Source organism: Enterococcus sp. FDAARGOS_553 (assembly GCF_003812305.1).
Lineage (GTDB): Bacteria > Bacillota > Bacilli > Lactobacillales > Enterococcaceae > Enterococcus_D > Enterococcus_D gallinarum.
In genome coordinates, this window is record NZ_CP033740.1 from 116,524 (window position 1) to 135,777 (window position 19,254).

Sequence of the window (19,254 nt, forward strand, 5' to 3'; positions counted from 1 at the left end):
GTCATCAATGATTTACCCCAAAAAAACGGGTTCCCTTGCTTATCATAAGGGAACCCGTCACCGGTGTAAATGCTCTAAAGAAGATTTTAGCGATATTTCAAGAAAACAGCCAAAGATTCAAATTTCTGATGTCATTAAAAACTTTTATTTCCCAATCACTAATCTCCTTGTATAGACTGCTTGGCCCGAATGCATGACTGCATCATCGACGATGGAGACGATCCGAGCTTGTCGTGTCACAGCTGGCGTCCAGTTCTCATCAATCACTTCTGATAAGCTAGTTTCATCGATAGACTGAAGGTAATTAACTGCTAACTCGACACTAGCAGAAAGATAATCCACTAATAGTTCTTTTTGATTAACAATTACCTTGGCGGCTTCTTCTGGTGTATGACGCCAATCTTCTGTATCGTCAGGCAAATCCAAAGCAAATCGCTTCGTCCAGTCCGCTAGCCAAAGTGGTTCTTGATCCGCTAATGCGGAAATCTGCAGATCGATTTCGCGAGCGGTATGCCAGATCAGCCAAGTGACTGACTTAATCAGTGGCTCCGGCATCGTGTTCGCTTCCGCGATACTCATTTGCGCCAACGTTTCTTCAAATCGTTCTTGGGCCCGTTGCAATGTCTCGATCGTCAATTGTGTTTCCTTCATGATACTCCTCCTCTTTAGTAAGTGCTTATCTTTACTCTACTACAGAAAAAGGGAGAAACCAATGAATCAACCTGCTGGTAAAAAGGACTGAAAAATTATTCTTCCGCATAAATTTCTTTGGCTAAATTGAATGCCGACCATGCTTTAGGCCATCCGGCATAGAAAGCCAAGTGTGTGATCAATTCAACGATCTCTGCTTGAGTCACACCATTTTCTTTGGCGATTCGTAAATGAGCTTCTAATTGAGGCACACCTTGTGTCAAAAGGCTGGCAACAGTGATCAAACTGCGATCTCTGGCGGACAATTCTTGTTCTCTAGACCACACTTCTCCGAATAATACGTCATCATTCAATGCCGCAAACTGAGGGGCGAAGTCACCCAATCGTTCGCTTCCTGCTGTTTGTTTTTTCATTCTCATTGCCTCCTTATTTTTGTAACTGCTGATAGTCTTCCTCCGCCACAGCTTCGAGCCATTCAGGCGTTCCGGCAGTAATAGCCAGATGTTCAAACCAGCTATCTTTTGCTGCGCCATGCCAATGCTTGATGCCATCATGGGTGACGACAATATCTCCTGCTGTCAAAAATTGGGCTGGTTTTCCTTCTTCTTGATACCAGCCTTCACCACCAGTAATCAGCAAAATCTGATAACCATCATGATGAATATGCCAATTATTGCGGCAACCTGGCTCAAAAGTTACATTCCCAACGCCAACATTGACCGAGGGGTCTGCAACTAAAGTGTTTAAATAACTTTGTTCAACAAAGTATTGGGCATACGCTTCATTTTTTGCGCCACTTGGGAAAATCACGCCATCTTTTACCTCTTCAAATTTTGCCATTGCTTGTCTCCTCCTTGCATACCTCTTTGTCTGATACCATTGTGCCATTTTGTCAGCTTTCACAATCAATAAAGCGGCAATCCTTTCAATAACTTACAAGTTCATGTTACTGCTTGATCCACATAACGTCCAATACTTGTTAAGCTGATTTCTATGCTTGCAAAGCATGCTTGAATTTCTTCAAAAATGTTTGGACTGTCGGCGCCAAAATCGTCTCTTTCCTCCATACCAGAACACAGTTCGTTTCCAGAGGTGGCGAAAAGGGGATGAATTTTATTTGGTTTTCTCGATGATGAATCGCTCCAGCAATTGCTAAAGCAGCACCAACATTGTTTTCGACCAATAAAAGCACATTAAAAATCAAATTGTATCTCCCAACGATTGTCAACTCTTTTTCAACGAATCCCCCCCACGTGCAAAACATTTCCAAAACTTCTTTACGACTCGAACAAATCAACGGTGTGGTGAGGATGTCTGCAGGTGAGATACTGCTTTGATCAGCCAACGGGTGTTCATTTGCAACAAACAGCCCCCAGACTTCTTTCTTAGGCAATGGTCAGCCGATTGTATTGATCCGTCGTTGCAGGATCAATCAAAATCGCCACATCAAGCAAGCCTTTATCAAGTTTTTCCAGAATATCATTACTAGTTCCGCTAAAAATAGTAAAAGACACTTGGGGGTGATCAGTAACCATTTCTTCGATGATTTGTGTGAGCAAATAGGAGTTTTCTGCTTCCACACAACCAATCGCAATTTGTCCATTCAGAATCGTCTCCTGATAATTGAACAATTCTTGTTCTGTTTTCTGATTCAATTCAAGAATTTCTTCTGCGCGCTTTTTTAAAAACAGACCTGCTTCTGTTAAATAAAGTTTCTTATTTTGGCGCACAAACAATTCTGTGTGCAAACGCTCTTCAAACTCTCGAATTTGTCTGCTTAAAGTGGGTTGCGTAATGTTCAGCTTTTTAGCTGCTTGGGTAATATTTTGTTCCTCGGCTATTGCTAGAAAATACTTTAATACACGAGTTTCCATCGAAAACTCCTTTCTTCTATGACACAACATTTTTCCTACTGTTATCTCAGATTTTCGGGAAAAGAACGCATCCTTATTTATCTGTAACAACGAATACTAGCTTTATTCTACCACCTAACTAGAAATTCTTGACCGCTATTCGTTTGGTTCATCCAAACAAAAAGGCCCTTCATTCACTGAAGAGAACGAAGGAACCGATAGAATTGAATTTCAGTTGTTTCTAAAGGACGTTTTTATTACAAGCGAATCGGTGTAGCAGTCTTTTGCAGAACATTGTTTAGCGCTTCAATATTTGTACGTCCTTGGGTCTGCAGCCACTCTTTCGCCGCACCTTCTCCCTGAGTCACAAAAGGCTCTACACCGTTTGCCCAGGTTGCTCGTCCACAAAGTACGCCATTGAATTTTGAGCCGGATGTTTTGGCAAATTGCAGTGTTTCTTGGAACAATTCAGCTGAAACCCCTGCACTCAAGAAAATATAGGGCAGATCCGTTGCTTCCGCTTGCTCTTTGAAATAAACCGCCGCTTCTTCTTTAGTATAAGCAGCTTCCTCCGCATAGCCCTCTACATAGTTCATATTCACAGGGACTTCCACTTTCAAGACATCAACGCCATAGTATGCTTGCGAAAATTCTCGCATCATATCATTTACTTTATGAGGTTTTTTCAAAGCATATTCTTTCGAAGTGGTATCTGGGATAGCAGCATCATAAGAAACCAGTTCTAAGAAAAATGGTAGATTTTCAGCAAGGCATTCCGAACCAATCCGTTCGATAAATGCCTTCTTTTGATCATTGATCTCGTCAGGTTCGTCCACATCATAATAGAGCAAAAACTTACAAGCATCCGCGCCATTTTCTTTTAGCCGTTTCACAGACCAGTTGGACAAAAGATCAGGCAAACGACCCGGAGTTGAAGCATCATAACCGGTTTTCTCGTAGGCTAACAATAATCCAGCTTGTTCATCCCGAACTTGGGCTGCTGGCAATCCATACTCTGGATCTAGTAAAATTGCTGAGGCATAGGGCGTCAACTCGGCTGACACGATTTTTTTGAAGGCACTGATTTGCTCTGTCGTGACTGAATGGTCTTGGAATCTGCCAATCATTTTTTTCAAAGCCCCTCGTTGATCAATGGCTAAAGCACTAATAATGCCATTTTCATTACATAGCTGTTGGATATATGCTTGCTTATTTGATAATGTCATGCTTTCACTACTTCCTTTTTTAGTTTTCTGCCAGTTTTCCATTTAAAATTTCGGCAATTTCATCAGGAGACTGTGCTTGCTTCAAACAATTTGTCACCTCTTTATGCATCAAAAGCCGTGCCACTTGAGACAATAGTTTCAAATGTGTCGTTCCCGCTTCTGAATCAGGTATAAAAAGAGCAATAATAAAATCAGTTCCTTCCCCATCCAAACTTTTCCAATCGATTTTGCTATTTAATTGGACGATGATGACATTGGCTTCTTCGATACTGTGATCTTTCGCATGAGGGATAGCAAATCCATCCATCATCCCCGTTGTACTCTCCTCTTCTCTTGTTAGCAATTTTCTATAAACAGCAGCTTGATCACTGCTGATGCCTAGAGTAACTGCTTGTGCTGCAAGGAAGGTCATTATTTCGTCTTGTGTCACAAAATCTCGCTTCATAAAAATGTGGTCTGTTTTGATCAACGTCATTTGTCTTCCTCTTTTCTATTCTTTCGCTGTTTCTTTCCATTCATCAGCTGAAACTTCTGCTTCACGTTTTTGTACACTGCGTTTTTGGATGAACCCTAAAATCACTCCACCTATGATCGAGCCAAGTAAAATCGAACCTACCCAAGCAATTTTCCCCGTGACAACCGGCAATACTAAGAAGCCGCCATGAGGAGCAGGAACTTGGACTCCAAACATATAGGTCAAAACCGCTGCGATCGATGAACCCAACATCATCGTAGGCAGAACACGCAGAGGATCTTTGGCTGCAAATGGAATCGCCCCTTCAGTAATATGCGTTGATCCTAAAATAAAGTTGACTAGCCCTGCATTGCGGTCGTTCGTATCAAAATATTTCCCAAAAAATAAGACAGCAAATCCCGTAATCAATGGTGGCGCGATACATGCCGCAGAAACACCTGCCATAAAGGTATGGTTTCCTTGAGCTAACAATGCCGTTCCCGTAACGTAAGCGGCTTTATTGACGGGACCGCCCATATCAAATGCGGACATACAGCCAACAATGATGCCTAAAATCAATGGATTCGAATTCTGGAATCCTGCCAAGAAATCCATCATACCTTGATTGATCGCCTCCATCGGGCTTGCTAACAAAGACATCACCACACCAATGACTAAAACACCAATCACTGGATATAAGAAAATAGCCTTCAATCCATCTAATTGTTTCGGTAATCCTTTCATGACTTTTTGCAAGAACAGAATAAAGTACCCAGCTAAGAATCCAGCAAAGATCCCGCCTAGAAAACCAGCGCCACCAGCATTGGCCAACAGGCCGCCGACAAATCCCACCACCAAACCAGGTCGTTTAGCAATCCCTTCAGCAATGTAAGCCGCTAAAATAGGGACCATCATTCCCATTGCTGTATCCCCAATTCCTTTTAACATCGCTGATGTCGGATTATAGGTGGGATCATTAGGATCAAAAGAGTAGACACCCCAGATTGCGAATGAGACGGCGATGATCACGCCCCCTGCTACGACAAATGGCAGCATATGAGAAACACCATTCATCAGATTTTTATAAATACTATGTCCGATTCCAGCAGCCATTCCCCCATCTGCTTGCTCCAATGCATCGACCGTCTTGTTTTCTGCAATCAGCGACCCTCTCAATGCTTCTTCAATTAGCTGATCGGCATCTTTGATTCCTTTGCTGACCGGAACATTGATCACGCGTTTTCCCGCAAAACGTTCCGCTTGGACATCTTTATCTGCAGCAATAATGACCGCATCTGCATTTTTTATCTCTTCTGGCGTTAACTGGTTTTCTATCCCCACTTGTCCATGAGTCTCTACTTTAATAGCTATTCCTTTGCGTTTGGCGGCTTGTTCCAACGCTTCTTGTGCCATATAGGTATGGGCGATCCCAGTGGGACAGCCCGTTGCAGCAACAATCTTGTAAGTGGTCATTTTTTATTCGCTCCTTCTTTTGATTTCAATTTGTTCTTCCAACTCTGCAACATCCGAAAAATCAGTTAGTCCCTTACGAAAAGCGGTTGAACTTCCAGCAGCTAATCCTTTCTTCAAATTGACATCCAGCGGCTCACCTGTTAAATACCCTGCAAGAAATGTTCCTAACAACGTGTCTCCAGCACATGCTGTATTCACTACTTTGCCTTTAGGAGAGTTTCCAGAGTAGACCGTATCTTTTGTCAAGAGAAGGCCGCCTTCTCCTCCTAAAGAGAGCAGCACATGTTGCGCACCACTAGCCACCAATCGTTTGGCGTAGTCGATATAGCCTTTGCGATCATTGATTTCGGTCTGATACCATGCTTGCAGCTCTTCTTCATTGGGCTTTAACAAGAAAGGCTGATAAGGCAGACATTCCAACACCTCTGAATAACTTGAATCAATAATCAGATTCACTTGCTTTTCAAAGCAAATACGACTGATTGCTATAAGAATTTTGGGCGAGACACCTTGTGGCATACTCCCAGATACACAGAGATAGTCACCAGCTTGCAGATGTCTAATTTGTTCTAGCAAAAGATTGATCTGCTTTTTTGAAATTTCAGGTCCCTTATTCACAAGTTTGTACTCCTTATTATCGCGATTTACATGCGTAAAAACGTTGATTCGCGTAAATCCCGGAACGGGAATAAAATCGGTCTGAATCGCTTGTTGATGCAAGTAGTCCTCAATATAATTACCAGTAAAACCAGCTTTGAACCCTAATGCTGTACTATCGATACCAAGTTTTTTCATGATCAATGAGACATTGACCCCTTTTCCATTGGCTTGGATATCATCATCCTTTGTGCGATTCACTTGAAATGGTTTCATCTCATCTGTTTCGATAAAAAGATCGATCGCTAGATTTAACGTACATGTATAAACAGCCATTTGCGCCCCTCCTTTCCTACAAACCTATTATGGATCACTACTTGATGTAAATGTTTTCATAAATAAACAAAACCGCTGAAAACTTTTACAAGAAATACTTCATGACCTTGAAGTAGGTGAATCTTTCGATTTACAATAAAGACTAGCTGAAGGGAGGCAGAACATGGATACAAAATTAAGTGAGTCAGAGCAATACCTGTGGGATTTTATCCAAAGTCATATCCTTGAGATTCCGTCTTGCTCCATTATAAAATTAAGTGAATATGCAAACGTTTCAACGGCGACTGTTGTTCGTACCATGAAGAAAAAAGGATACGAGGGGTTTACTGCTTTCAAGCATTCACTAAAAGAAAAAGATAATACCAATATCAATTTTGCAGCGCTTGATAAGGTGGACGAAGGGATAAAGACGGCGATTCTAAAGAATGAACAAGAAGTGATCCGCACGATCAATATGGTGGAAAGCGGCAATATCGAAGACGCGATCCAACGAATCAAAGCTGCTAGACGAATCATGATTTTTGCTCGTGGATTTTCTGAACTGATTGCTCAAGAAATGATGGTCAAATTTCAGCTTACTGGCAAATACTGTGAGATGCATACCGATCCCAACATCATTAAGAACATCAGTAAGAAACTATCAAAGGAAGATATCGTGATCTTCGTTTCTTTAAATGGTGAAACCAAAGAATTGATCACCGCAGCTGAAAACTGTTATGAAGCGGAGATCGGTACCATTCTGCTGACAGCCAATCGGCACTCTAGCTTAATGGCGCATATCGAAATTCCTTTTGTTGGCTTCAAATCAGAAGGCTCCTTCTTTCCAGACTATGAAGTTCGTTCAAGACTGCCCCTCTCGATCCTTGCTAGAATCTTGCTCGACGCATATGCGCTGCGGACTGCAGAATCAAAGAGGCACTGATATCTTGAGAAAATCATAACCGGTAAGGAAACTGTAGTTGATTTGAGATTTTTCAAAATGAAATGATTCACGCTGAACGCATTGTTTTTGCAGTTATTCATATAGAATTCGATACTCGTCAAACGATGGGGTTCTTTGATTTTTATCCAGTTAAATTTGCTTATATTTTTTTGTCAAAAAATGATCATCCGAAAAAAAATCTTTCGATTTGATAAAGCGGTTCGTAACCGTCTATCTGATCGAAAGATTTTTTTGAACTGTTTGCGTATAGAAATGCTTCCTTTATTTCGCCTCCTGATTATCGTCGGTACGAAACGTCAGGCATTAGGAGTCAGCAACTTTACTGGATAACTTAACTCGAATAACTAAAACCTAAAACTTAGTAGAATGTTTCATCGTATGCATGCATTTAACCCAACAACTACGACTATCACCAGCCCGCTCTTGCTTAATCCAAATCAATTGGTTGAATAAAATCAACCTGCCATTTCCCCTCTTTCTCAGAATAGTTAAAATACCATAGTTGAGAAAAAGATTGTTTTCGATGTTTCTTTCCTGAGAGGATCTGCTTACTCACCCGGTCTTCCACATAATCGCAACAACTGAAATCAATTCGAATGGAGAAGCTGTCTGCACGAAGTTGTCGATAATTCTCCACTTGATGTAGGATGACTTTCTTTGTATGATTTTTTATACCATCCTCTTTATTCTGTTGCAATACTTGACTGTGTTCCAACAATAGTTTTTCAGTATAGTGTCTGCTGGATTTTTCAAGTGCTTCTTGATCCCAAGCGGTTTGGATCGCAAAAAAAGTCTGTTGGATTTCGTCAAGCAGTTTTTTCTTTTCCTTTTTATTACCAGGAATTTGAGCGAATAAATCATTCCTTCTGGTTCGTTGGTCTTTTTTTCGTTTAACTAAAGAGAGAATCGCGGCTCCGCCTACTGACGCCCCAACCAAAACATAATTTTCTATAACTGATGATGAACCATAGGGGCTATAATATCCATACCCTCGTCTTCCCCAAGAAGCTCTGGAATAATGATCCGAATAGTCATCAACTGTTGTGACACCGCCAAAGCCGCCACCGGATCCGCCACGACTGGTCGAACCACCGCCGTGTCCCCCAGCAACTGCCATTCCCTGCACTGGCAGAGCAAATAAAAAGAATAAACTAAGTAAAAAAGCCATAAAGTAGTGTTTCTTCATTGGATACCCTCTTTTGTCTGACTCAGAAAGCCCGACAATTTTTTCAAAATCTTTTTCATGCCATTCAGTTCCAAGTGTTCTTCATCTTAGCACTGTTTAACGATTGGCAAGCTGAATAAATGCATTTTTTAATGATTCATTCGCTGTCTCTTTAAAATACAGATAATTGTTTTGATTTCCTTGATTTTGTTGTGTGATTAGAACTTTTGGCTGCTTTTGCTGGAAGCCAAAGAAATAGAGATGCCCTCCAGCTGGTGTAGCATGGTCGATGTCCGAATAGATTGCCACAATCTGAAAATCGGCTTGTCCCTCACCATTTTCTGACCACTCCACCGAGACGGGCGTTTGATTAATGACGGTTGTCCATTTACCATCAAAAATATCTTGAGGTACTTGGAGACCATAGTAATTCGCTTGCACATGGTCGTCATAGCTTCGATATTGCTGCCCCATTTCTTGTCCCCAACTCTGCATAAACGTCGCAAGCTCTGCAGACTTGGAAGCATCCCACAAAACGTGTGTCACCGGTTGACTTGCTTGTGCAGTATTCGTGGAAGCTTGTGGTTGTGCGCTTTGCTCATTTGACGATTGTTGTTCAGATGATTCAGTGGTCCTGTTTTTAGACGCTTCGGTACTCGTAGCGTTAGCTGTTTTGGTTGAAATTGATTGAGACGTGCTTGACTCCGTTGTCACGACTTTTTCTGTAGAAGATGTTTCCTCTGTTTTATTTGCGGAACAGCCAGCCAAAAAAAGCAGTAGACCCATCGTTGTTACTAGCATTTTTTTTCATTTATTAAACCACCCTTAAGGAGTATTCAGTGTACATATAGTAGCAGACCATATACTAAATGCTTACTAAATTTTTGCGAAGTTTTTTCTCACAACTTCCTCATACATGAGATTGATAAATAACATTACATGGCATTGCTATGGATTTAGAACTGCGAAGGTTACTTTTAGGACCATAAAAATAAAAAAACAGTTTAGTGTAGTTGTTTTGAAAACATTGAATCCTTTGCGCTTTTCTTCGCAAGTTTGCTTAAATATTTCAACTAATGACAAAATGCTCGTTTGTTCCCTAAGAGTTGCGGTTCGCCTTTTTTGATGCCTTTGGTCGACTAGCTATTTTTCCCAGCTTTGCAATAAAATAGTCCAACCATCGAATCAAGATGATTGGACCTTTTGACGCAAGTTGCCTTTCCAAACAACTTTGCTCTCAATTTTTTTGATGTTTAATCCTTAATTATTTTCTTTAACCAAAGAAGCTCCATTAGTCGCAATCACCTGTTTGTACCAGTAAAAGCTATCCTTTTTAAACCGATCATAGGTTCCGTTCCCTTCATCATCCGCATCCACATAGATAAATCCATATCGTTTTGACATTTGAGAAGTCGATGCACTTACTAAGTCAATACATCCCCACGTAGTATAACCCATTACTTCAACGCCTTTTCTGATGGCTTCATTGACCGCTTTAAAATGGTCTTCAAAATACTTTATGCGATAATCATCATGCACTTTTCCATCTTCAAACGCATCAAAAGCACCAATCCCGCTCTCAACAATGAACAGAGGCATTCTATAACGATCGTACATGTCGATTAATGCAATTTTCAATCCTGTTGGATCTACTTGCCAACCCCAATCACTTGTATCAAGATAAGGATTCTTCACACTGGTGACTAAATTTCCGCCAACTTTTTCCCGATCTTCTTCATCTTCTGTTTTAATCATAGACATATAATAACTAAAAGAGACAAAATCCACTGTGTGTTGCTGAATGATCTCCTCATCCCCTTCCACCATTTCAATGGAAAAATTGTTCTCTTGCCAGTAATTTTTGACAAAAGTCGGATACGTTCCAAAAACCTGCACATCAGAAAAAAAGTAGTTCTCCCGATTATGTTGTTGGGCTAGCATCACGTCCACTGGATTTGAGGTTAACGGATAAGCTAAAGCTCTTGTAACCATGCACCCCACCTGCGCATTAGGAATGATTTGATGGGCATATTTAGTCGCTAGGGAACTAGCTACAAACTGATGATGTAGCGCTTGATAAATGGCCTCTTCAGCTTCTTTTTTTGTTTTGTACTTTTCTTCCACCACTCCCATCGTAGTGAAGGGGTGTCTAAAGACGCTATCGATTTCATTGAAAGTCAGCCAATAGTTTACATACTTTCCGAAATGTTCAAAGCAAGTTTTGCTAAATCGTACAAACATGTCGATCACTTCTCGGGAAACCCAGCCGTCATATTCATTGACTAAATATAATGGCATTTCATAATGAGACAATGTGACTAGAGGTTCAATCCCATTCTTCTTCATCTCTTTAAATAAGCTTACGTAAAAATCGATTCCAGCTTGATTGGGTTCACTTTCAATCCCATTGGGGTATAATCTTGTCCATGCAATAGATACCCTTAAGCATTTCAGTCCCATTTCTTTAATTAATGCCAGGTCTTCTTTGTAACGATGATAAAAATCGATTCCTCGTCTTTTCGGAAATAACTTATCGTTTTTTGACTACATGGCTTCCTCGATTTGTTCAGGAGACACGTGCCATTGACTGATATAATCTGTCCTATCTACATCAGGTTTGTACATTGCGACATCTGCTACCGACATCCCTTTTCCATCAACGTTCCAAGCCCCTTCTACTTGATTCGCCGCAATTGCTCCGCCCCAAAGAAAGTTCTTGGGAAAATAGCTTTTATTCATTCGATTACCTCTTTCAGATTGTTGTTTTTATGCTATTATTTCTGTTTGTATCGTTTTTTTGCCAGTGAAAGTTTGGATGATTTTACCCTTAGAGTCGATAATGTCTACCTCATCAAGATCATCCAAATTGGTTACTACAAGGATCGTGGTTGGATCATAGCCTTCAGACTGGATGCCTTCAATATCCACACTTCCGATTCTTTGCCCCTTTTGGATGTCATCGCCTGCTTTAACAGCTAAATCAAAATAGTTGCCGTTTAATTCAACGGTATTGATGCCAATATGAATCAATACTTCTACACCAGATGTTGACTTTAATCCAATCGCATGTTTTGTAGGAAAAACCAGTTCGACCTTTCCACTAAATGGTGCTTTAATTACGCCATCAGTTGGTATTGCAGCAAATCCGTCACCCATCGTTTTTTCTGAAAACACTGGATCGTTGACTTTTTCTAACTCAATCACTTCCCCATCCAATGGTAAACTGATTGTATTGACTTGACCTTCTGTTTCATCATTACTTGATGAAGATTCTTCTCCCAGTCCAAAAGCAAAAGTTAAAATTGCTGACAGGAAGAAAGCAAGAGCGATTCCGATGAGGTAATAAACAAAGGTATCACCCAAAAAGGCTGGTAACGTTGTTAATGCTGGAAAAACATAGACAATCGCCTTTGTCTGCATTGCTCCCATGAAAGCTCCAGCAATTCCACCTGCGATTGTTTGGGCAATCAATGGTTTTTTATATTTTACCGACAAGCCATAGACGATGGGTTCAGTTATCCCACCAAGTAAAGCTGGTACAATCGCAGATAGCGAGAGCACTTTAAACATTTTTATCTTTGCTTCTTAAAAATACGCCTAACGCCACACCTGCACTTGCAAAAGTGGCAGCCGCAACCATTGGTCGAATAACGTCATAACCATAGACTGCAAGATTATTGATCATGATTGGCACAACACCCCAATGAATGCCAATCATTACCAAGAAAGTCCATCCTGCCCCAATAATCAAACCAGCCAGTAACCCACTGCGGTCACTGATAAAGTTCATAGCGCTTCCAATCCCATCCCCTAATGTAACGCCGATTGGTCCAACAACTAACACAGTTAGCGGAACCATAATAAGAAGGGCAACCATTGGCAACAAAAAAATTTCTAAACTCTTTGGAATCATTCGCTTTAGCAGCGTTTCTAACTTTGAATAGAGGTAAATGGAAATAATCGCAGGAATGACAGTTCCAGAATACCCTATTAAAATTGCTGGAATACCTAAGAAATCAACCGTCACACCATTTTCTGTGACTAATGCTGTGAAATTAGGCTCTAAAAGTGCTGCTACAATTGCTAATGAAATAAATTGATTTGTTCTAAACACTCTGGCCGCACTAAAAGCCAAAAATAACGGTAAGAAGAAAAATACACTATTGCCGGCTGCTGAAAGAATCTTATAGGTACTTCCATCTGCTGACATAAAATGATAGGTCATTAAAACCACTAACAAGGCTTTAATCATTCCTGCCCCAGCTAAAGGCATAATAATCGGATTAAAAATGGAAGACAGTGTATTAAAGAAGCGGATGAAGATATTTCCAGATCGGTCATCATCTAATGCTTCCGACTCGTCTGATCCCAAGGCGCTTTTAATGTCATAGTTAGCCATGATCGTTTTATAGACATCTTCCACTTCATTTCCAATAACGACTTGGTACTGATTATTTGCTTCGACGACGGACAAGACACCGGAAATCTTCTTAATTTCATCGGTATTTTTTTGTGCAATACTTTCATCTTTTAACTTGAATCTCAATCTAGTGATACAGTGATAAAGACTAATGATATTCTCTGTTCCACCAACATAATCAATAATACTTTTGGAAAGAGCACTATAATTTTTCCCCATTGTTACAACTCCTATCAATTTTGTTTATGTTTGTTATAATACATGTGTAATATACAATTTTTTCAACATATTAAATAAAAATTTCGTTTTTTGGAAACTCTTTCACAGATAGGAGCTAGTATTTATGGGACCCTTAATTATTAGACTATTGACTGTTCTTAACAATGAAACAACTTCTTCTACCTACTACCATATCGCTCAGACACTTTTGAATAACTATAGCATTATCGATAAATCAAGTATCTCTGATATAGCTACTTTATGCACTGTCTCTAAATCAACCATTTCAAAATTTGCTCGTTCCATCGGATTTGAAGATTATTATGAATTAAAAAAATCCTCAACCTTTGCTGAAAATAAATACCATTTCGACTTAAATTACATTTCAAATATTATCAATCCAATTGAAAAAAATGGTTATGATGATTATTTAGATGCCATCATTAAAGATATTAGTGCGTTCAAACAGCAAAGCAACATGAGAAGTATTGATGAGTTAGCAAAATGTCTGACTACCTATAATAAAGTAGGTGCTTTTGGACTGCTATTTTCCGAATCAGCAGCCATTGATTTTCAATACAAATTGGCTTATGCGGGAAAGTTTATTATTACTTATCAAAGTGATCTCAAACAAATCGAATTCATAGAACAAGCCGATGAAGAGACACTATTGATTATTTTTTCTAACTCTGGCGGTTTTTTACAGCGACAACAACTTAGAGATGATATACCCTACAGAAATGTATTTGAAAACACAAAAGCCAAGATTTTCGTAATCACAGCAAATGAAGAGGTTCGTAACTATCGTTTCGTTCATGATGTTATTCTTTTCCCTCATGAGACTATTTTTCAAACCCATTCTTTTATCTATCAAATCATTATGGATATCATCGTTAGTAAATATCGACAGTATCTTGAACCTCCAACAATCTCTCACAAACAATAATAACCTACGAATGAAATTGACAAAAGAACTGCTAGTGATGAGAAACCTATCACTAGCAGTTCTTTTTGAGGTTTTATTTTTTAATTAGGAAGAAGTAGTCATCTACCATTATTAGCAAATATGCCGGCAATACTTTTCCAATGTATTTCTTCTCAATTGCAACTTCCATCTAACTATTGTCTATAAGGTTTTCTTTCTTAGAAAAATCAATTATCAGCATTTTTGTTATTTAAGTTATCCCGTCATATCATTTTAGTGTTGGGCTTTTCTTGAAACACTTTTCTAATGATTAATATATGCAATTGCACTTCCACTACCAAATTTAATCTCCGGCAACGATCGTTTGTATAAATTCAGCTCTCTTAACGTATCATCTCTTTGAGAGAGTGCACGAAACGCATAGCGTGTCCGTCCGTTTTCGTTTTTCTTCGATCCTGAATATTGAGAGGAGACTTTATATGCAGCAACAACCGCATTATCTGCTCCAGTATTAATCGCTATAATGTAGCGAATCCGATGAATTTTATCACAACCAATTACCCAATTACCTAGCGTACGAGATTTTAAATTATGATCATCACGAAATTTGTCGTCAATCGGATATTCATCTGACTCATCTTTACAAAGTTCAAAAGCATCTCTCACTTTTACTGCTAAGACCAACTCATCCGTTGCTATTTGATTTACAGATATGGGTTGAAATCCATATCGCTCTTCTACCTCTTCCACTAGCATTGGCTTAGAACCATGTCCTTTTACTAAATTCGTCAAAGAGAGTCCTTGAATCAGTTGAGCATAATTAATCAACGCATTTTCACTAGCGTAAGCTTCATTCTCAGTTAATCCATAGCTAAGTATATAACTCAATGGTTGCAGATTCATTCCGTTTATTTCTTGGATAGTTTTTATTTTTAATGTTCTAGCTGATTCATCTTCTTCAAAATAATCAGATTGACTTAACATACTTAGAGCCGCTTGACGATGTGCAAAAATACGGTTACCTTTGCCTTTCCCAATATAAAAAGTCTGGTTGTTTCTAGGATCAACCAAACAATAAACATAGTAAGGATGTTGCTCATCTTTTTGCAACGCAGCTAATGTAGATGCAGAAAAATGGTTAAGTTCACTCATTTGTTACTCCTCTGTTTTACTATTTTTTCTTTCGTGGAGAAAACACCCTCACTTATGATAAGGCGCGCCTGTATTGATGCGAAAAGCACGATAGATTTGTTCGACTAGAATCAGTTTCATCAACTGATGGGGATAGGTCATTTTGCCGAAAGAGATTTGGGTGTTGCTGCGCTGCATCACTTCTTGGCTGAGACCTAAGGAGCCGCCGATTACGAAGACTAGTTGGCTTTTGCCTTGGATTCCTAATTGCTCGATCTGCTGGGCAAAAGCTTCACTGGTGGGATTTTTGCCTTCAATCGCTAATGCAAAGACGTATTCCTGGTCTTTGATCTTTGCCAAGATTTTCTTACCTTCTTTTTCTTTCACTTGAAGCATTTCAGCTTCACTCATACTTTCTGGAGCTTTTTCATCAGGAACTTCCACGAATTGGATTTTACAATAAGCACCTAATCGTTTCACGTATTCATTGATGCCTTGAATCAGATATTTCTCTTTTAATTTGCCTACTGTGACGATTTTAATATTCATGACCACTCACCTTCCGCTATCATTATAATGGAATTTCTTTTCAGAATATATGTCGCGTACCAATTTTTTCTTCTATAGTACCATTGATACCACGAATCGTTTCAAGTGACTCTTTTCTTACTAAAAAAATGATTGGTAGTCTAAAAAAAGAAATTTCATTGTTTTGGTCTAAATCCTCCCTATCTTCTTCATATTTTTTTCAAAATCTCTTAGTAGACTATTGTCAGAAAGAAAGAATATAATAAATACATACAAACAATTCAATAGGGGGAATAACAAATGGTACGAAAAAATGTGACACCAGGAAGAAAACCTTCTTCCGGCTTATTAAAAAAATTAGGTATTGGCATTCTTGGCGGAGTAGTTGGTGGTTTGTTGACCTTCGGCGGACTTTATCTGGCGATGGGCTCTTCTTTGACTTCACCTGTAACGACCGCAACCAGCGGTGTTCAAGATAACAATGGACAAACGAAAGTCTCCAATGTTAAATATGACGTCAACAGCGATGTAACAAAAGCAGTCGAAAAAGTGCAAGGAGCAGTCGTTTCGATCATCAACTTGCAACAAAATAATGCGAATGGCCTCGAAGGGTTATTTGGCTCTGGTCAGCAAGGTGGTCAAGGATCAGGGACTGAGAATTCAGGCGATGACAGTTCACTAGAAGCTTCTTCTGAAGGAAGTGGCGTGATTTATAAAGTAGATGGTGACAAAGCGTATATCGTTACGAATAACCACGTAGTAGAAGGACAAGATGGTTTGGAAGTCGTTCTCTCTGATGGCACAAAAGTCAAAGCTGAATTAGTCGGAACAGACGCTTACACTGACCTTGCTGTTTTACGCATCTCTTCTGATAAAGTAGACACGGTTGCTTCTTTCGGCGATTCTGATTCACTAAAAGTTGGCGAACCAGCAATTGCGATTGGTTCTCCATTAGGATCTAGCTTTGCAAATTCTGTAACGCAAGGGATTGTTTCTTCTCTGAATCGTCAAGTAACGAATCAAAATGAATCTGGTGAAGCAGTCAGCATCAATGCGATTCAAACAGATGCAGCGATCAACCCAGGAAACTCTGGTGGTCCACTGATCAACGTTGAAGGACAAGTGATCGGAATCAACTCTAGCAAGATCGCCAGCACTTCTGAATCAACATCAAGTGTCAGCGTAGAAGGAATGGGCTTCGCGATCCCAAGTAACGACGTTGTCGATATTATCAACCAATTAGAAAAAGACGGCAAAGTTGTTCGTCCAGCATTGGGTATTCGAACAATCAACTTAAGCTCAATCACTTCGCAACAACAAGAACAAATCTTGAAAGTACCATCTTCTGTCACTGACGGAGTAGTCGTATACTCAGTAAATAACGCGACACCAGCTGAACAAGCAGGATTGAAACAATACGATGTCATCACGAAAATCGATGATACCGACATCAGCACAACCACAGATCTACAATCTGCACTGTACAAGCACAAAGTCGGTGATACGATCACAGTGACGTTCTACCGCGGCAAAGAAGAAAAAACAGCCAAAGTCGTTCTATCTGTAGATACTTCGATCAATGAACAATCGACTGACAGCAGCAACTAAATTCAAGTCAAAAAAAGATCTGCCACACAAACAGGACGTGGCAGATCTTTTTTATTATTTTCCAACTGGAAAAGCTTCACCAACAACGGCATCTTGTGGTAATTCAAGAATTCCTTTTTTCAATGGTGCATTTGCTAAGTGCAGTTCACGAGCAGAACAGATCATGCCGTAGCTATCGACGCCACGAAGCGTTCCTGGCCAGATCAATAACCCATCCGGCATCATTGCCCCTGGTTTAGCAACAACGACTTTCAATCCTTTGCGAATATTGGCAGCACCACAAACGATTTGCAGGACCTCGCCTTCTCCGACTTCTGTTTCCGTTACAGATAAATGATCACTATCTGGATGTGGTTCACATGTTTTGACATAACCCACAACGATTTTCGGCTCTAAATCAATTGCCAATTGCTCCGTAAAGCCAGCTTCTGTGATCAATCGGTTCAAAGTTTCCACTTGTTGTTTCGTCAAAACTACTTGTCCGTTTCCTTCAATGGCAACTGTATCAGAAATGTGAAAGAAGTTCCAACCTACGATCGTACCTTCTTCATTTTTGATTTGAGCGACATTTCCTTTTCGTACAGCCGTTTGTTCCAGCCCTTTATCATCTGCTGTGATCACGATCAAAGTATCGCCCACATATTCTTTGTTGTATGAAAAAATCACTTGTCTTCCTCCTCTTACTTATTCCGCCCATAATCTTAACAAATTTTTGTCTGTTCGTCATGGGAATTTTCTTAGTTTACAATCGCTGCACTTCCCAATCCATAAAAAAACTGCGACAGAAATCAGACCAACAGGCAGCTAGTGAATGAAAAAGCACTCGCTTGCTCTTTTTTCCTGTCTCTGTATCTTCTGTCACAGCTTTGTCTTTTGCTTATTCTTCGCTAGGAGAGACAACCAACACATCACATTTCGCTTCGCGAATAATATAACTCGCTACACTCCCGGTGATAAACCGCTCAACTGCATTCAGTCCGGATTGGCCTACCATGATCAAATCAATCCCATATTTTTCTGGTAACTGTTTGGCCATTGCTTCTTTCGCAGAGCCGTAAGCAATGATCCCTTCGATCAAATCAAAATTAACGGATTTACCATATTGTTTACAGGATTCGATTAATTCTTGGGCAGTATCCTTTTCCTGCTCAATGATCGTTGTATCTAAAGGAGCATATCCCATCATCGTGGGGATCTGCTGATCGATGATATTCGCTACATAGACTTTCCCCTGATTGCGTCGTGCCACTTCAACTGCTTTTTTGAACGCTTCATTGGCTTGGTCGGAGCCATCGACACCTACTAAAATATTTTGATATCTTTGCCCACTCATGTTTTTCACCTCGAAAGTTTAATTTAGACTTGATAAGAAAGATTCGATTTCTGCTTTTGTTTTTCGATCTTTGTTGACTAAACGACCAAGTTCTTTGCCGTCTTCGATCACTACAAGACTTGGAATTCCAAAGATATTCCATTCCACAGCCACATCCATATAAGCATCACGATCAACTTCAACAAATTGAAATTCAGGGAAATCTGCTTCGATCTCAGGCAATTGCGGTTTAATATAACGGCAATCCCCACACCAGTCTGCTGTAAAAAAGAAGACATTCTTTCCTTTTTCGACATATGTTGCCAATTCTTCTAAATTTTTTGGAACAATCACACGCTCACCACTTTCTTTTCTCTAATCAAATTATACACCTTTTAAAACAGGGAACCAAC

The 19,254-nt window shown here is 39.8% G+C and carries 21 protein-coding genes and 1 pseudogene; 3 read left to right on the forward strand and 19 right to left on the reverse strand.

Going from position 1 to position 19,254, the window contains the following annotated elements:
- Nucleotides 1-144 precede the first annotated feature (144 nt).
- The 9 genes from EGX73_RS00950 to pfkB all read right to left on the reverse strand — a co-directional run bounded on the left by EGX73_RS00950 (nucleotide 145) and on the right by pfkB (nucleotide 6,590).
- Nucleotides 145-651, reverse strand: a complete 507-nt coding sequence (locus tag EGX73_RS00950) for a DinB family protein (protein WP_003125858.1) — start codon at nucleotides 649-651, stop codon at nucleotides 145-147.
- A gap of 95 nt (nucleotides 652-746) precedes the next feature.
- Nucleotides 747-1,064: a carboxymuconolactone decarboxylase family protein gene (locus tag EGX73_RS00955; RefSeq protein WP_005470766.1), complete on the reverse strand. Its 318-nt coding sequence runs from the start codon at nucleotides 1,062-1,064 to the stop codon at nucleotides 747-749.
- Between the two features lie 13 nt (nucleotides 1,065-1,077).
- Nucleotides 1,078-1,491 (reverse strand): cupin domain-containing protein, encoded by a 414-nt coding sequence (locus tag EGX73_RS00960; protein WP_123866643.1) that lies wholly within the window; start codon nucleotides 1,489-1,491, stop codon nucleotides 1,078-1,080.
- A gap of 151 nt (nucleotides 1,492-1,642) precedes the next feature.
- The gene (locus EGX73_RS16440) at nucleotides 1,643-2,044 is read right to left on the reverse strand and encodes a LysR substrate-binding domain-containing protein (RefSeq protein WP_042620361.1); all 402 of its coding nucleotides are present in this window, start codon (nucleotides 2,042-2,044) and stop codon (nucleotides 1,643-1,645) included.
- Nucleotides 2,037-2,525, reverse strand: coding sequence for a LysR family transcriptional regulator (locus EGX73_RS16445; RefSeq protein ID WP_021150185.1), 489 nt, complete (start codon nucleotides 2,523-2,525; stop codon nucleotides 2,037-2,039). The genes EGX73_RS16440 and EGX73_RS16445 overlap by 8 nt, the downstream gene beginning before the upstream one ends.
- Before the next feature lie 236 nt (nucleotides 2,526-2,761).
- The gene (lacD, locus tag EGX73_RS00970; protein WP_005470757.1) at nucleotides 2,762-3,730 is read right to left on the reverse strand and encodes a tagatose-bisphosphate aldolase; all 969 of its coding nucleotides are present in this window, start codon (nucleotides 3,728-3,730) and stop codon (nucleotides 2,762-2,764) included.
- Nucleotides 3,731-3,749: 19 nt separating this feature from the next.
- Nucleotides 3,750-4,205 (reverse strand): fructose PTS transporter subunit IIA, encoded by a 456-nt coding sequence (locus EGX73_RS00975; protein WP_005470755.1) that lies wholly within the window; start codon nucleotides 4,203-4,205, stop codon nucleotides 3,750-3,752.
- 15 nt (nucleotides 4,206-4,220) lie between these two features.
- The gene (locus EGX73_RS00980; RefSeq protein ID WP_005470752.1) at nucleotides 4,221-5,657 is read right to left on the reverse strand and encodes a PTS fructose transporter subunit IIC; all 1,437 of its coding nucleotides are present in this window, start codon (nucleotides 5,655-5,657) and stop codon (nucleotides 4,221-4,223) included.
- 3 nt (nucleotides 5,658-5,660) lie between these two features.
- Nucleotides 5,661-6,590 carry a 1-phosphofructokinase gene (gene pfkB / locus EGX73_RS00985; protein ID WP_041118766.1) on the reverse strand — a complete coding sequence of 310 codons (930 nt, stop codon included), beginning with the start codon at nucleotides 6,588-6,590 and terminating at the stop codon, nucleotides 5,661-5,663.
- Between the two features lie 163 nt (nucleotides 6,591-6,753).
- Between pfkB and EGX73_RS00990 the strand changes: the two genes are divergently transcribed.
- Nucleotides 6,754-7,512: a MurR/RpiR family transcriptional regulator gene (locus EGX73_RS00990; RefSeq protein ID WP_003125844.1), complete on the forward strand. Its 759-nt coding sequence runs from the start codon at nucleotides 6,754-6,756 to the stop codon at nucleotides 7,510-7,512.
- A gap of 448 nt (nucleotides 7,513-7,960) precedes the next feature.
- Here the strand turns inward: EGX73_RS00990 and EGX73_RS00995 are convergent, their stop codons facing one another.
- The 5 genes and pseudogenes from EGX73_RS00995 to EGX73_RS01015 form a co-directional block, all read right to left on the reverse strand.
- Nucleotides 7,961-8,719 carry a TIM44-like domain-containing protein gene (locus tag EGX73_RS00995; protein ID WP_029486531.1) on the reverse strand — a complete coding sequence of 253 codons (759 nt, stop codon included), beginning with the start codon at nucleotides 8,717-8,719 and terminating at the stop codon, nucleotides 7,961-7,963.
- Between the two features lie 96 nt (nucleotides 8,720-8,815).
- On the reverse strand, nucleotides 8,816-9,499 hold the full coding sequence (locus EGX73_RS01000; protein ID WP_123866644.1) for a DUF4767 domain-containing protein: 684 nt from the start codon (nucleotides 9,497-9,499) through the stop codon (nucleotides 8,816-8,818).
- A gap of 459 nt (nucleotides 9,500-9,958) precedes the next feature.
- A pseudogene (locus tag EGX73_RS01005) lies at nucleotides 9,959-11,437 on the reverse strand (glycoside hydrolase family 1 protein).
- Nucleotides 11,438-11,464: 27 nt separating this feature from the next.
- Nucleotides 11,465-12,268 (reverse strand): glucose PTS transporter subunit IIA, encoded by an 804-nt coding sequence (locus EGX73_RS01010; RefSeq protein ID WP_123866645.1) that lies wholly within the window; start codon nucleotides 12,266-12,268, stop codon nucleotides 11,465-11,467.
- Nucleotides 12,261-13,337 (reverse strand): PTS transporter subunit EIIC, encoded by a 1,077-nt coding sequence (locus tag EGX73_RS01015; RefSeq protein WP_123866646.1) that lies wholly within the window; start codon nucleotides 13,335-13,337, stop codon nucleotides 12,261-12,263. Before EGX73_RS01015 ends, EGX73_RS01010 begins: the two co-directional genes overlap by 8 nt.
- A gap of 124 nt (nucleotides 13,338-13,461) precedes the next feature.
- On the opposite strand from EGX73_RS01015, the gene EGX73_RS01020 reads away from it, so the two are divergent.
- Entirely contained in the window at nucleotides 13,462-14,283 is an 822-nt protein-coding gene (locus EGX73_RS01020; protein ID WP_003125834.1) for a MurR/RpiR family transcriptional regulator, read from the forward strand.
- 282 nt (nucleotides 14,284-14,565) lie between these two features.
- On the opposite strand, the gene EGX73_RS01025 is transcribed toward EGX73_RS01020, so the two are convergent.
- Together EGX73_RS01025 and rlmH are read right to left on the reverse strand one after the other, a co-directional pair.
- The gene (locus EGX73_RS01025; RefSeq protein WP_117474433.1) at nucleotides 14,566-15,414 is read right to left on the reverse strand and encodes a hypothetical protein; all 849 of its coding nucleotides are present in this window, start codon (nucleotides 15,412-15,414) and stop codon (nucleotides 14,566-14,568) included.
- Between the two features lie 48 nt (nucleotides 15,415-15,462).
- Nucleotides 15,463-15,942 (reverse strand): 23S rRNA (pseudouridine(1915)-N(3))-methyltransferase RlmH, encoded by a 480-nt coding sequence (gene rlmH / locus EGX73_RS01030; protein WP_003125832.1) that lies wholly within the window; start codon nucleotides 15,940-15,942, stop codon nucleotides 15,463-15,465.
- A gap of 279 nt (nucleotides 15,943-16,221) precedes the next feature.
- Here rlmH and EGX73_RS01035 point away from each other — a divergent pair, with 279 nt between their 5' ends.
- Nucleotides 16,222-17,529, forward strand: coding sequence for a S1C family serine protease (locus EGX73_RS01035; RefSeq protein WP_005470737.1), 1,308 nt, complete (start codon nucleotides 16,222-16,224; stop codon nucleotides 17,527-17,529).
- A 54-nt stretch (nucleotides 17,530-17,583) separates the two neighbouring features.
- Here the strand turns inward: EGX73_RS01035 and ytpR are convergent, their stop codons facing one another.
- The 3 genes from ytpR to EGX73_RS01050 all read right to left on the reverse strand — a co-directional run bounded on the left by ytpR (nucleotide 17,584) and on the right by EGX73_RS01050 (nucleotide 19,195).
- Entirely contained in the window at nucleotides 17,584-18,195 is a 612-nt protein-coding gene (gene ytpR / locus EGX73_RS01040) for a YtpR family tRNA-binding protein (RefSeq protein ID WP_003125829.1), read from the reverse strand.
- A gap of 211 nt (nucleotides 18,196-18,406) precedes the next feature.
- Nucleotides 18,407-18,862, reverse strand: a complete 456-nt coding sequence (locus EGX73_RS01045; protein WP_005470736.1) for a universal stress protein — start codon at nucleotides 18,860-18,862, stop codon at nucleotides 18,407-18,409.
- A gap of 18 nt (nucleotides 18,863-18,880) precedes the next feature.
- On the reverse strand, nucleotides 18,881-19,195 hold the full coding sequence (locus EGX73_RS01050) for a thioredoxin family protein (RefSeq protein WP_003125825.1): 315 nt from the start codon (nucleotides 19,193-19,195) through the stop codon (nucleotides 18,881-18,883).
- Nucleotides 19,196-19,254 lie beyond the last annotated feature (59 nt).

Bases quoted from the DNA above. Each gene is read 5' to 3' on its own strand.
- EGX73_RS01045 (WP_005470736.1), bottom strand. From the start codon at position 18,862: ATGAGTGGGCAAAGATATCAAAATATTTTAGTAGGTGTCGATGGCTCC.
- EGX73_RS00980 (WP_005470752.1), bottom strand. From the start codon at position 5,657: ATGACCACTTACAAGATTGTTGCTGCAACGGGCTGTCCCACTGGGATC.
- lacD (WP_005470757.1), bottom strand. From the start codon at position 3,730: ATGACATTATCAAATAAGCAAGCATATATCCAACAGCTATGTAATGAA.
- EGX73_RS00995 (WP_029486531.1), bottom strand. From the start codon at position 8,719: ATGAAGAAACACTACTTTATGGCTTTTTTACTTAGTTTATTCTTTTTA.
- EGX73_RS01015 (WP_123866646.1), bottom strand. From the start codon at position 13,337: ATGGGGAAAAATTATAGTGCTCTTTCCAAAAGTATTATTGATTATGTT.
- EGX73_RS01035 (WP_005470737.1), top strand. From the start codon at position 16,222: ATGGTACGAAAAAATGTGACACCAGGAAGAAAACCTTCTTCCGGCTTA.
- EGX73_RS01010 (WP_123866645.1), bottom strand. From the start codon at position 12,268: ATGTTTAAAGTGCTCTCGCTATCTGCGATTGTACCAGCTTTACTTGGT.
- EGX73_RS00950 (WP_003125858.1), bottom strand. From the start codon at position 651: ATGAAGGAAACACAATTGACGATCGAGACATTGCAACGGGCCCAAGAA.
- EGX73_RS01025 (WP_117474433.1), bottom strand. From the start codon at position 15,414: ATGAGTGAACTTAACCATTTTTCTGCATCTACATTAGCTGCGTTGCAA.
- EGX73_RS01000 (WP_123866644.1), bottom strand. From the start codon at position 9,499: ATGCTAGTAACAACGATGGGTCTACTGCTTTTTTTGGCTGGCTGTTCC.
- rlmH (WP_003125832.1), bottom strand. From the start codon at position 15,942: ATGAATATTAAAATCGTCACAGTAGGCAAATTAAAAGAGAAATATCTG.
- EGX73_RS01020 (WP_003125834.1), top strand. From the start codon at position 13,462: ATGGGACCCTTAATTATTAGACTATTGACTGTTCTTAACAATGAAACA.
- EGX73_RS00975 (WP_005470755.1), bottom strand. From the start codon at position 4,205: ATGACGTTGATCAAAACAGACCACATTTTTATGAAGCGAGATTTTGTG.
- EGX73_RS00955 (WP_005470766.1), bottom strand. From the start codon at position 1,064: ATGAAAAAACAAACAGCAGGAAGCGAACGATTGGGTGACTTCGCCCCT.
- EGX73_RS00960 (WP_123866643.1), bottom strand. From the start codon at position 1,491: ATGGCAAAATTTGAAGAGGTAAAAGATGGCGTGATTTTCCCAAGTGGC.
- EGX73_RS16445 (WP_021150185.1), bottom strand. From the start codon at position 2,525: ATGGAAACTCGTGTATTAAAGTATTTTCTAGCAATAGCCGAGGAACAA.
- pfkB (WP_041118766.1), bottom strand. From the start codon at position 6,590: ATGGCTGTTTATACATGTACGTTAAATCTAGCGATCGATCTTTTTATC.
- EGX73_RS00990 (WP_003125844.1), top strand. From the start codon at position 6,754: ATGGATACAAAATTAAGTGAGTCAGAGCAATACCTGTGGGATTTTATC.